We start from the raw sequence: 11922 nt of genomic DNA, 5'->3' as shown, positions 1-11922 counted from the left end.
GGGGGCGCCCGTATCGTCCGGCTGCTCGACCCCGCTGACATACCCTCGGTCACATGTGTGAACACCACGGCACCGCCACCCTCACCGGGTCCGTGTCCCCTCCCGATCCCGCCATCGAGGCCGCGCAGGTCCGTGCCCTCTGGGAGCCCCTGGGACTACCGGGGATCCTCGACGTCCACACCCACTTCATGCCCTCGCGAGTGCTGGACAAGGTGTGGAACTACTTCGACGCCGCCGGCCCCAAGATCGGGCGCCCCTGGCCCATCACGTACCGGGAGGCCGAGGACGAGCGGGTCGAGCGCCTGCGCTCGTACGGGGTGTTGGCGTTCTCCTCGATGCTGTATCCGCATAAGCCCGAGATGGGCGCCTGGCTCAACGCGTGGGCCGCGGAGTTCGCCTCCCGACACCCGGATTGCCTGCACACGGCGACGTTCTACCCCGAGCCGACGGCGGGCGACTACGTACGCGACGCTGTCGAGGCCGGCGCGCAGGTGTTCAAGTCGCACATCCAGGTGGGCGAGTACGACCCGGGCGATCCCCTGCTCGACCCGGTGTGGGGGGCGCTCACCGAGGCGCAGGTGCCGACGGTGATCCACTGTGGGTCCGGCCCGGTGGCGGGCGAGTTCACCGGGCCCGAGCCGGTGGCCGCGGTGCTCGAGAGGTTCCCGGAGCTGCCGCTGATCGTCGCCCACATGGGCATGGGCGAGTACTCGGAGTTCCTCGACCTGGCCGAGCGATACGAGAACGTCTACCTCGACACGACGATGGCGTTCACCGACTTCGTCGAGGAGACGATGCCGTTCCCTCAGGGTGAGCGCGGGAGGCTGGCAGACCTGGGACACAAGGTCCTGTTGGGGACCGATTTCCCCAACATCCCGTACCCGTACGCCCATCAGCTCGAGGCCCTGGTCGGGCTCGGGATGGGCGACGACTGGCTACGGGCGGTGTGGCACGGAAACGCCGCGAGGCTGTTCGGCCTCTGACTCGGTACCCGGGTAGCCGATCTCCGGGGCCGGGGGCCCCGCATCCCGAGCGGGTGCGGCCAGCTCGGCCGCCTCAGCCGCCACCGTGGGCTCGGCGGTCACCGGGGGCTCAGCTGGCACCGCGGGCTCGGCGGGGTCGATCTGCTCGGGTCGCAGCACGCCGCCCGAGCGCGGGACCTGAGTGGTCCCGCCGGAGAGGATGCGGCGCCCGGACAAGGCACTGCCGAGGGTGAGCTCGTCGGCGAACTCCAGGTCCGCGCCCATGGGCAGACCGGAGGCCAGTCGGCTCACCACGAGGTCGGGGAACGGCCGCAGCAGGCGGGCCAGGTACGTGCTGGTGGCCTCGCCGGTGGTGTTGGGGTCGGTCGCGATGATGATCTCTGCAACCTCCTCGCCCTCGAAGTCGGCGCCCACGCGTCGCATCAGGCCGGCGATGCGCAGCTCGTTGGGCCCGATGCCGTTGATGGGGTCGAGAGCCCCTCCGAGAACGTGGTAGAGCCCGCGGAACTCGCGGGTGCGCTCGATCGCCTCGATGTCCTTGGGTTCCTCGACCACGCAGATGAGCGTGGGATCGCGGCGCGGGTCCGAGCAGATGCGGCAGCGCTCGGCGGCGGCGACGGTGCCGCAGACCTCGCAGTAGGTGACACCGTCGACGACTGCCTGAAGCGCGGAGCGGAGCCGTTCAACCGACTCGGGTTCTGCCTGCAGCAGGTGGAACGCCAGGCGCTGCGCAGACTTCGGACCGATGCCCGGCAGCTTGCCGAACTCGTCGATCAGGTTCTGAACCGGTCCCTCGTACATCGCGCTTTCCTGTGCTCTTGCTGGCCCGACGACGGCTGCGTCGACGGGTGGCGGGTCTCCGAGGTGAGCGGAACCCGGTGGCGGGACCCGGGGCGTGCCGGGTCCCGCGGGCTCACATGCCGAGGCCGCCCATCATGTCGCCGAGGCCGCCACCGGAGGCCAGAGGGCCGAGGCGGGACTCGGCGAGTTCCTGCACCTTGGTGTGGGCGTCGCCGAACGCTCCGACGATGAGGTCCTGCAGCGTCTCGATGTCCTCGGGGTCGACGACCTTCGGGTCGATCGTGACGCCGGTGACCTCACCGGTGCCGCGCATGGAGACGGTGACGAGGCCGCCGCCCGCCTGACCGTCGACGGTGCTCGCGGCGATCTGCTGCTGCGCCTCGGCGAGCTGTGCCTGCATCTGCTGTGCCTGCTGGAGCAGGGCGTTCATGTCGGGTCCGGGCTGCATGGCGGGGTCCTTTCGGCGGTGTGCGGGGCAGTGCTGAGTTCATCCTCGTTGTACGGGGTTCATACTCGTTGAACGGGCCTGAACCTGCCGGGGCGGCCCCGGTCGGTCACATCCCAGCGTAACCGTCCGGTAGGACACCGTGCCCCGGCGCGCGGCGGGCCGGGTGGGTCAGCGCTCGAGCGGACGGGCCCCGAGGTGCTCCTTGAGCAGGGCCAACGCGATGTCCTCACCGGTCCGGTGGTCGAGGTTCTGTGGACCGCTGCGTGCCTCGTCCACCATCTCCTCCTCGCTGACGGGCGGCGGGGGCGGGCTGTTCGGCTCGCCCGGTTCCGGCCCGGGCTCCTCCGGCGGGGGCGGGATGTCGTCGTCCCCACCGCCCGCGCGACCGCCGGCCCTGCCCTGCCCGACATCTGTCCCGCGGAGTCGGCGCTCCCAGCCCCGCGGCTCGCCCTGCTGGGGCGCGCCGGGGGCGTCAGTAGGGCCCGCGGCGGGCCCCCGACCGGGTGCCGGAGGTGCCCCGTCGGCGGGGTCCGGAGCGCCGCCCGCCGCAGCGGGCGCGCTGCCGGAGGTGCAGCGGATGGTCCAGTCACCGCCCACAACTTCGGCGATCGAGTCGGTGATCGCGGTGGCGTTGTGTGGCTGCGAGAGTCGCTTGGCCAGCGGCGCGTAGTCGTGCACCAGGTGGATCACCCGGCCGTCCACTCCCGCGACCGTCGCGCCGGCGAGCATGACCTCCACCGTGCGGGTGCGGGTGCGCACCGCGTCGCGGATGGCCGGCCAGGCACGGCGGATGTCCTCGGCCTCGATGCCGGGCGCTCCCGCCGCGGGGGCGGAGGCCGACCCGGGCTGCGGCGCCGGATCCAGCTCGGACGTCGCCTGCTCCGGAGCCGACGCCACCGGCGTGGGTGAGCGCTCGTCGCGCCAGGGGTCGTCGGTCTCCGCAGGTACCGACGCCGCCGGTGTAGACGGAGCCGGTGTAGAGGGAGCCGGTGTTGACGGAGCCGGTGTGGAGGCCGCCGGCCCCGGCTCGGTGGGAGCGGACGCGGCGGCGGGGCCCGCAGCGGGAGCGGACACAGGAGTGGCCGAATCGCCACTCGCCGGCCGCTGCTCTGACGCCGGCGGCTGACCCGGCCGGACTGGCTGCGGGTCCCGGGGGGCCTGGTCCGTCTGCGGAGACTGTCCTGCCTGCGGTGCCTGTCCCGCCTGCGGAGCCAATTCCTCCTGTGGAGGCTGTGTTGTCTGCCACGAACCCGACTCGGGAGTCCGGTTGGCCGCGATCTGCTCCGCGACGGACTGCGCGGGCACGGCCGGGGCCGCGGGGTCGGCCGCCACGGCGGGGCGGTTCGGTGCGGGCTGATCGGGCTGTGTGGGCTGATCGAGCTGCGCGGGCTGATCGGGCTGTGCGGGCCGCTCGGGCTGATCGGGCTGTGCGGGCCGCTCGGGCTGATCGGACTGTGCGGGCGCGCTCGGTACAGCAGGAGAGGGCTCGGGAGCCTGCGGCGTCGGCTGCTCTGCGGCCGGCGCGGACTGCTGCTGCGACCGGCGCACGAACTTCGGACGCCGGTCGGCCTGTCCCGGGTCCTGCGGTGCCGGTCCGCCGGCGGGGCCGGGGCGGGACTCGTCGTCGTCACCCTGGGGTGTTCCCCCCGGCGCGGCTCCACCATCGCCGACGGCGCCCGTCACGGCGGCCGGACGCACCGCGCCCGACTCGAGCGACTCGACCCGCTGCAGCAGCGCGATCATGGAGTCGTCGGCCGAAGGCAGCAGCAGTTTGGCGCAGAGGATCTCCAGCAGCAGCCGCGGCGAGGTCGCCCCCCGCATCGACCCCATGCCCTCGTGCACCATGTCGGCGCATCGTGCGAGCGTCGCGGGCCCGATGTTCTCGGCCTGGCGGCGCATGGTCTCGGCCTGCTCCACCGGCGCGTCGACGAGCCCACGCTCGATCGCCTGCGGGACGGACTGCACCATGATGAGGTCCCGCAGGCGCTGCAGCAGATCGGCGGCGAACCGGCGCGGATCGTGCCCCGCCTCGACCACCTTGTCGACGGTCCGGAACAGCGTGGCCCCGTCGCCGGCGGCCAGCGCGTCCACCGTGTCGTCGATGAGCGCGACCTCGGTGGCCCCGAGCAGGCTCACCGCGCGCGGATAGGTGATGCCCTCGTCGCCGGCGCCGGCCATGAGCTGGTCCAGCACACTGAGCGTGTCGCGCGGAGATCCCCCACCGGACCGGATGACCAGCGGGAACACGGTCGGCTCGACCTGCACACCCTCCTGCACACAGATCCGCTCGAGCAGCCCCCTCATCGACGTGGGCGTGAGCAGCCGGAACGGGTAGTGGTGCGTGCGCGAGCGGATGGTCGGCAGGACCTTCTCCGGCTCGGTGGTCGCGAAGATGAAGATGAGATGCTCCGGCGGCTCCTCCACGATCTTGAGCAGCGCGTTGAAGCCCGCGTTGGTGACCATGTGGGCCTCGTCGATGATGAGCACCCGATACCGCGACGACGCTGGCGCGAAGAAGGCCCGCTCGCGCAGGTCACGCGTGTCGTCGACGCCGCCGTGGCTGGCCGCGTCGAGCTCGGTGACGTCGAGGGTCCCGTTGCCGCCTGGCGCGAGCGCCACGCACGAGTCGCACTCCCCGCACGGGGTGGCGGTGGGGCCGTGCACGCAGTTGAGCGACCGGGCCAGGATGCGGGCGGACGAGGTCTTGCCGCAGCCGCGCGGGCCGGAGAAGAGGTAGGCGTGGTTGATACGACCGGAGGACAGCGCCACCGAGAGCGGGTCGGTGACGTGCTCCTGGCCCACGACCTCGGCGAAGGAGGCGGGGCGATACTTCCGATAGAGGGCCACGCCTAGAGGGTACCCAGGGGGTACGACGACGAGGACTTCCGCTCGCGTCCCGATCGCGCACGATCCGGGATGTGCCGAAATGACCGGAGGGGCCGCGGCATGCGCAGCCCCTCCCGACGTCCCTCGCACGCGGATCGGGCCCCCTCAGACCCCCGCAGCACGGTTCCCGAACCGATACCAGACACCGGCCCCTCACAGCCCCTCAGCTGTATCCGGTGTCCGCATCCCTCTGGCTCGGACATAAGGAATACAACCAGATGGCCCCGCCCCGGACAAGGCCGTTCTCATGTTGACACGTGCTCAACACACGGACTGAATTACATTTCTGCAGGTGGCAGGCATACCTAAGCTGCGGACGCGGAGAATCACATTATGAGAATGTGGCGGAGATCACGTCGCCACTGACCCGCAGGTCACCCGACGATTCCCGGACCAGCGTAGCCCGGACCGGAGCGCACTCCGTTAAGCGCTCAACTTAACGGGATCGGCGCAGTTGTTACACGTCGTGCGGGCCGGACGGGGCGTCAGCCGGCGAGCGCCGCCCGGCAGGCCGCCAGGAGGGCGCACAGACCCACGACGTCCATGGCGGTCTCGACCTCCGCCAGCGGCGGCAGCGTGGGCGCCAGCCGGATGTGACGGTCGTCGGGATCCTTGCCGTACGGGTACGCGGACCCGGCCGGGGTGAGGGCCACCCCGGCCTCCTTGGCCAGGCGGACGGTCTCGGTGGCGGTGCCGTCGACCACCTCGAGGTCGATGAAGTATCCGCCCTCGGGCCGGGTCCACCCGGCCACGTCGTACTCGCCCAGCCGGCGGGTCAGGGCGACGGCCGCGGCCTCGAACTTCGGCGCGATGACCTTGCGGTGGCGGAGCATGTGCTCGCGCACCCCGTCGGCATCACCGAAGAACCGCGCGTGCGCGAGCTGGTTGACCTTGTTCGGTCCGATGGAGCGCACGGAGGTGTGGCCGAGGTACCAGTCGAGATTGGCCCGCGAGGCCGAGAAGAACGACACGCCCGCCCCGGCGAAGGTGATCTTGGAGGTCGAGCAGACCTGCCAGAAGCGGTTGGGGTGCCCCGCCTCGGCGGCCAGTGTGTCCACGTCCGGGACCTTGGGGAAGTCCTCGGTGAGCGTGTGGACGACGTAGGCGTTGTCCCAGACGATCCGGAAGTCCGGGGCCGCGGTCGCCATGCGCGCGAGCCGGGACACGGTGTGGTCGTCGTACACCGCGCCGGTCGGGTTGGCGAAGATCGGGACGCACCACATGCCCTTGATGGACGGGTCGTTCGACACGAGACGCTCGACCTCGTCCATGTCCGGACCGGTCGGGCCCAACGGGACCGGGATCATCTCGATCCCCAGCGTCTCGGTGATGTTGAAGTGGCGGTCGTAACCGGGCACGGGGCACAGCCAGCGAAGGACGGGCTCGTCCTTCCACGGTCGCTGGGAATCGGGCGTGCCGAACAGCATGGAGAACGTCAGCAGGTCGTACATGATCGACAGGCTCGCGTTGTCCTGGGCGATCACGCGGTCGGCCTCGACGCCCAGCAGGTCGGCGACGATCGACCGCAGCTCGGGCAGGCCGGCGCCACCGCCGTAGTTGCGCACGTCGGTCTTGCCCGCCGTGTAGTCGCCCTCCCCCGGCAGCGACAGCAGTCGCTCGGACAGGTCCAACTGCTCGGGCGAGGGCTTTCCGCGGGTCAGGTCCAGGGCCAGACCCTTGTCGGCCAGCGCGTCGTACTCGGCGGCCAGTTGCGACTCGAGTCGGGCGAGTTCGTCGGCGGGGAGATCGGACAGCGCCACTGTGGCCTCCGGCGGGATCGACAACTTCGGTGTTGGTGCCCTAAGACATGTCCCAAGACATAAGGGGACCCCGCGCACCCGCCAGAGCCCGCTGACCCTTGCTGCCTTCCGGCCCTGGGGGAGTTCACAGGATGGACGCCGCGCGGGGTCCGGTTACGAGTCTAGCCGTGCCACCGCTCACGCCGCACCCCACCCACCGCCCGGACCCCCGACGCGGTCGCCCACGGCCCCGCGGTTTGCCTCCGCTTGCGCGTCCTGGGTATTCTCCTCCACGGAGGATTCGCCTAGTGGCCTATGGCGCTCGCCTGGAACGCGGGTTGGGGTTTATAGCCCCTCAGGGGTTCAAATCCCCTATCCTCCGCCGCAGACGCGGCCCGGAGCTCTCGAGCCCGGGCCGCGTCGCTCATTTCGGGCCAGCCTCGCCCGGAAACGCAGCCCCGCTCGGCGCCCCCGGCTTACGCGCCTCCTGTGTACGCCAGACGCCCACGTACGCGCCCTCTTTGGTCCATTCCGGCAGCGCAAGCCGGGCACCGCCGCGCAACCTCCGATTCTCGCCCATCCCGCCTCCTGCGGCCACCCGCCCTCGGTAGCATCGCGATCGTGACCGAGACCACAGGCCACGACGTCGCCCTGCGGGTGCTCGTCTACAGCCACGACGCCGCCACCCGCAGCCGCGTGGTGTCCGCTCTCGGCACCCGCCCGCACCCGGACCTGCCCCGGCTGACGTACCTCGAGGTCGCCACGGCCCCGGTCGCCCTCGAACACCTCGACGCCGGCGGGGTCGACCTGGCGATCCTCGACGGCGAGGCGACGCCCACCGGCGGACTCGGCATGGCCAAGCAGCTGCGGGACGAGCTCGACCACTGCCCACCGGTGCTGGTGCTCATCGGCCGGGCGGACGACCGCTGGCTCGCCGACTGGTCCCGCGCGGACGCCTCGGTTCCCCATCCGATCGATCCGCTGCGCCTGCGCGACGCCGTCACCGGACTCCTCGCCCCCGCCTGACGCCGACCCGACGCCTCACGAGCTGGACGGACACGCCGACTGCTCGAACCCCCGACATACGTCAACATGGTGTGAGTAGAGTCACACTCGCGGGCCGCACAATGAACGGCCCGCCGGGGAGGCGGTCGACCGGCACCCCACCAACGCCGGTCGCTCGAACCCCCTGCGGTTGCAGCAGAGGCCCGCCCACAGGCGGCTTCTCATCACAAGCGCGAGGAGTGACGCGTCGTGAACGAATACGTGCCGATCCTGGTCCTCGGGGCCCTGGCCGTCGCCTTCGCCGTCTTCTCCTCGGGCGTGTCCTCCTTCGCCGGGCCCAGCCGGTTCAACCGCGCCAAACTCGAGGCCTACGAGTGCGGCATCCAGCCCACGCCGCAGCCGGCGGGGGGCGGCCGTTTCCCGGTGAAGTACTACCTCACCGCGATGCTGTTCATCATCTTCGGCATCGAGATCCTCTTCCTCTATCCGTGGGCCGTCCACTTCGATCAGCTCGGCGTCTTCGGGCTGGCCGCGATGGCCCTGTTCGTGTTCAACGTCTCCGTCGCCTACGCCTACGAGTGGCGCCGCGGCGGACTGAGCTGGGACTGACCCGGAACGCCGGAAAGGAGCGCCGAGATGGGACTCGAGGAGAAGGTGCCGGCCGGTTTCCTGCTGACCACGGTCGAGCAGCTGGCGGGCTACATGCGCAAGGGGTCGCTGTGGCCGGCGACGTTCGGGCTGGCGTGCTGCGCGATCGAGATGATGTCCACCAGCGGCGGCCGCTACGACCTGGCCCGCTTCGGCACGGAGGTCTTCCGCGCCTCCCCCCGGCAGGCCGATCTCATGATCGTGGCGGGCCGGGTGTCGCAGAAGATGGCACCGGTCCTGCGGCAGGTGTACGACCAGATGGCCGAACCCAAGTGGGTGCTGTCGATGGGCGTGTGCGCGTCGTCGGGCGGGATGTTCAACAACTACGCGATCGTGCAGGGCGTCGACCACATCGTGCCCGTCGACATCTACCTGCCCGGATGTCCGCCGCGGCCGGAGATGCTCATGCACGCGATCATCACGCTGCACGACAAGATCCAGAACATGCCGCTGGGCGCCAACCGGGCCGAGGCGATCCGGGCCGCCGAGCAAGCCGCGCTCGACCAGCGTCCGCTCATCCCCGTCGAGGGGATGTTCCGGTGACAGACACGACCCCTGATCGCGACCGCACCCCCGACCCCGGCCGCACACCCGACGCGCCGAACACCCCCGACCGCACGGACAGCCCTGACGCGGACACCATCGGCGTGCGCCACGGCATGTTCGGGGTGCGGGGCTCCGGGGACACCTCCGGGTTCGGCGGCCTGGTGCGCCCGACGGAGATGCCCGGCAGCACCCCACCGCCCTATGAGGACGACGACGACGAGCTCCTCCGCGCGCTCGCCGCGGCCCTGCAGCAGCGGGGCGGACCGAGTTTTCAGGAGGCGGTGGAGAAGGTCGTGGTCCACTGCGGGCAACTCACCCTGCACGTGGGGCGGGAGCACCTACCGGCGGTGGCCCTGACCCTCCGGGATACCCCCGACCTGCGGTTCGAGATGTCGTTGGGCGCGAGCGGGGTGCACTACCCCGACGCCGCGGGCCGGGAGCTGCACGTGGTCTACCCGCTGCAGTCGATCACCCACAACCGACGCGTGATGCTCGAGACGTGGGCCCCGGACGCGGATCCGCACATCCCCACCCTGACCCGCGTGTATCCCACGACGGACTGGCACGAGCGGGAGACCTACGACTTCTTCGGCGTGATCTTCGACGGCCACCCGTCGCTGACGCGGATCGAGATGCCGGACGACTGGGAGGGCCACCCGCAGCGCAAGGACTACCCGCTGGGCGGGATCCCCGTGCAGTACAAGGGCGCCACCATCGCACCCCCGGACCAGCGGAGGGCGTACTCGTGAGCAGCCACCACGCGAACGGGGACCGCACGATCCTCACCGCCTCCGGGCAGGACTGGGACGCGATCAGCGAGGCCGCGCGCAACGCCGATGACGATCGCATCGTGGTCAACATGGGCCCGCAGCACCCGTCCACGCACGGTGTCCTGCGGCTGATCCTCGAGATCGAGGGCGAGACCGTCACGAAGGCCCAGTGCGGGATCGGTTACCTGCACACGGGGATCGAGAAGAACCTGGAATACCGCTACTGGACGCAGGGCGTCACGTTCGTCACCCGCATGGACTACCTGTCTCCGTTCTACAACGAGGTCGCCTTCTGCCTGGGCGTCGAGAAGCTGCTCGGGATCTCGGACCAGGTGCCGCCGAGGGCGTCGGTCATCCGGGTGATGCTCATGGAGCTCAACCGGATCTCCTCGCACATGGTGGCCCTCGCGACCGGCGCCCTGGAGCTGGGCGCGAGCACCCCGATGCTCTTCGGGTTCCGGGAGCGCGAGCTGGTCCTGGACGTGTTCGAGGTCATCACCGGCCTGCGGATGAACCACGCCTACATCCGGCCCGGAGGCGTGGTCCAGGACCTGCCCGACGACGCGGTGCCGAAGGTGCGCGAACTGCTCGAGGTGATGCCCGGGCGGATCCGCGAGATGGAGTTGCTGCTGCGCGAGAACCCCATCTGGAAGATGCGGCTGCAGGATGTGGGCTACCTGGACCTCACCGGGTGCATGGCCCTCGGCGTGACCGGCCCTGTCCTACGGGCGACGGGCCTGCCACACGACGTGCGCCGGTCCGACCCGTACTGCGGGTACGAGGACTACGAGTTCGACGTCATCACCGGCTCGGCGAGCGACTGCTACGACCGGTTCGTCATCCGGGTCGACGAGATGAAGGAGTCGCTGAAGATCGTCGAACAGTGCCTGGACCGGCTCGAACCCGGGCCGGTGATGGTCGACGACCCCAAGATCGCCTGGCCCGCCCAGCTCAAGGTGGGACCAGACGGACTGGGAAACTCCGCCGAGCACATCCGCAGGATCATGGACAGCTCCATGGAGGCGCTGATCCACCACTTCAAGCTCGTCACCGAGGGCTTTCCGGTCCCGCCGGGCCAGGTGTACGTGCCGGTTGAATCCCCGCGCGGCGAGCTGGGGGTGCACATGGTCTCCGACGGCGGGACCCGCCCGTACCGGGTGCACTACCGCGACCCGTCGTTCACCAATCTGCAGGCCGTGGCCGCGATGTGCGAGGGCGGGATGCTCTCCGATGTCATCGCCGCGGTCGCGAGCATCGACCCCGTGATGGGAGGGGTGGACCGATGAGCAGCGAGCCGGTGTTCCTGGAGTTCGGGCAGAAGCCCGACGAGCCGGGGGTGATCGTCCGGCCCGGGGCCCGGCGGCACTATCCCGACGCCGTCCTGGCGAGGCTGCGGGCCGACGCCGAGGTGATCATCGCCCGCTACCCGCAGGCCCGGTCGGCGTTGCTGCCACTCCTCCACCTCGTCCAGGCGGAGGACGGGCACCTCACGCCCGCCGGCATCGAGTTCTGCGCCCTCGCCGTCGGACTCACCTCCGCCGAGGTCATGGCCGTCGCCACGTTCTACTCGATGTACCGGCGCACGCCCACGGGCGACTACCTGGTCGGGGTGTGCACCAACACGCTGTGCGCGGTGATGGGCGGCGACGAGATCTACGCCGACCTGTGCGACCACCTGGGACTCGACGGGCCCGGCACCACCGACGACGGCCGCGTGACGCTGGAGCACATCGAGTGCAACGCGGCCTGCGACTACGCACCGGTGATGATGGTCAACTGGGAGTTCTTCGACGACCAGACCCCCGCCTCCGCCCGTCAGGTGGTGGACGACCTGCGGGCCGGCCGGACGGTGACCCCGACCCGCGGCGCACCGCTGTGCACGTTCCGCGAGACCTCCCGCATCCTCGCCGGTTTCCCCGATACCCGCCCCGGCGCGAACGACGGTGCCCCCGGCGACGCGACGCTGGTCGGGCTGCGGATCGCCCGCGACCACGACATGCACGCCCCCGCGGGGCCGGACGACTCCACCGAACCGGCCACCACTGAACCGGCCACCACTGAGCCGCCCACCACCTCACCGGACGAGGAGGCCTGAC

Annotated in this window: 10 protein-coding genes, 1 tRNA gene, 1 other RNA gene and 1 pseudogene; 8 read left to right on the top strand and 5 right to left on the bottom strand. The window is 70.8% G+C overall.

Going from position 1 to position 11922, the window contains the following annotated elements; all coding sequences use genetic code 11:
* Positions 1–53 precede the first annotated feature (53 nt).
* Positions 54–983 (top strand): amidohydrolase family protein, encoded by a 930-nt coding sequence (locus AC3DE3_RS10800; RefSeq protein WP_488369950.1) that lies wholly within the window; start codon positions 54–56, stop codon positions 981–983.
* A 195-nt stretch (positions 984–1178) separates the two neighbouring features.
* Here the strand turns inward: AC3DE3_RS10800 and recR are convergent.
* From recR to ffs, 5 genes and pseudogenes are all read right to left on the bottom strand, one after another.
* Positions 1179–1784, bottom strand: a pseudogene (gene recR, locus AC3DE3_RS10795) (recombination mediator RecR); the annotation flags it as partial.
* 112 nt (positions 1785–1896) lie between these two features.
* Positions 1897–2232, bottom strand: coding sequence for a YbaB/EbfC family nucleoid-associated protein (locus AC3DE3_RS10790; RefSeq protein WP_260486477.1), 336 nt, complete (start codon positions 2230–2232; stop codon positions 1897–1899).
* A gap of 168 nt (positions 2233–2400) precedes the next feature.
* Positions 2401–5079, bottom strand: coding sequence for a DNA polymerase III subunit gamma and tau (locus AC3DE3_RS10785; protein ID WP_488369949.1), 2679 nt, complete (start codon positions 5077–5079; stop codon positions 2401–2403).
* A gap of 524 nt (positions 5080–5603) precedes the next feature.
* Positions 5604–6878, bottom strand: coding sequence for an aspartate aminotransferase type Ic (locus AC3DE3_RS10780; protein WP_488369948.1), 1275 nt, complete (start codon positions 6876–6878; stop codon positions 5604–5606).
* Positions 6879–6937: 59 nt separating this feature from the next.
* An RNA gene (ffs, locus tag AC3DE3_RS10775) (signal recognition particle sRNA small type) lies at positions 6938–7032 on the bottom strand.
* A 119-nt stretch (positions 7033–7151) separates the two neighbouring features.
* On the opposite strand from ffs, the gene AC3DE3_RS10770 reads away from it, so the two are divergent.
* The 7 genes from AC3DE3_RS10770 to nuoE all read left to right on the top strand — a co-directional run bounded on the left by AC3DE3_RS10770 (position 7152) and on the right by nuoE (position 11921).
* A tRNA-Ser gene (locus tag AC3DE3_RS10770) sits at positions 7152–7239 on the top strand.
* Between the two features lie 239 nt (positions 7240–7478).
* The gene (locus AC3DE3_RS10765) at positions 7479–7883 is read left to right on the top strand and encodes an Rv3143 family two-component system response regulator (protein WP_260486473.1); all 405 of its coding nucleotides are present in this window, start codon (positions 7479–7481) and stop codon (positions 7881–7883) included.
* A gap of 228 nt (positions 7884–8111) precedes the next feature.
* The gene (locus tag AC3DE3_RS10760; RefSeq protein ID WP_067714630.1) at positions 8112–8471 is read left to right on the top strand and encodes an NADH-quinone oxidoreductase subunit A; all 360 of its coding nucleotides are present in this window, start codon (positions 8112–8114) and stop codon (positions 8469–8471) included.
* 27 nt (positions 8472–8498) lie between these two features.
* A complete protein-coding gene (locus tag AC3DE3_RS10755; RefSeq protein ID WP_067714633.1) occupies positions 8499–9053 on the top strand; it encodes a NuoB/complex I 20 kDa subunit family protein in 555 nt (184 codons plus the stop codon).
* Positions 9050–9805 carry an NADH-quinone oxidoreductase subunit C gene (locus AC3DE3_RS10750; protein WP_488369947.1) on the top strand — a complete coding sequence of 252 codons (756 nt, stop codon included), beginning with the start codon at positions 9050–9052 and terminating at the stop codon, positions 9803–9805. The genes AC3DE3_RS10755 and AC3DE3_RS10750 overlap by 4 nt, the downstream gene beginning before the upstream one ends.
* Complete coding sequence (nuoD, locus tag AC3DE3_RS10745) at positions 9802–11112, top strand: NADH dehydrogenase (quinone) subunit D (protein WP_260486471.1); 1311 nt, start codon at positions 9802–9804, stop codon at positions 11110–11112. Before AC3DE3_RS10750 ends, nuoD begins: the two co-directional genes overlap by 4 nt.
* Positions 11109–11921 carry an NADH-quinone oxidoreductase subunit NuoE gene (gene nuoE / locus AC3DE3_RS10740; protein ID WP_488369946.1) on the top strand — a complete coding sequence of 271 codons (813 nt, stop codon included), beginning with the start codon at positions 11109–11111 and terminating at the stop codon, positions 11919–11921. Before nuoD ends, nuoE begins: the two co-directional genes overlap by 4 nt.
* The last annotated feature ends 1 nt before the right edge of the window (position 11922 follow it).

It is taken from the genome of Dietzia sp. IBK-p2-16D, from assembly GCF_057773085.1.
This window is presented reverse-complemented; position numbering and strand designations above follow the sequence as displayed.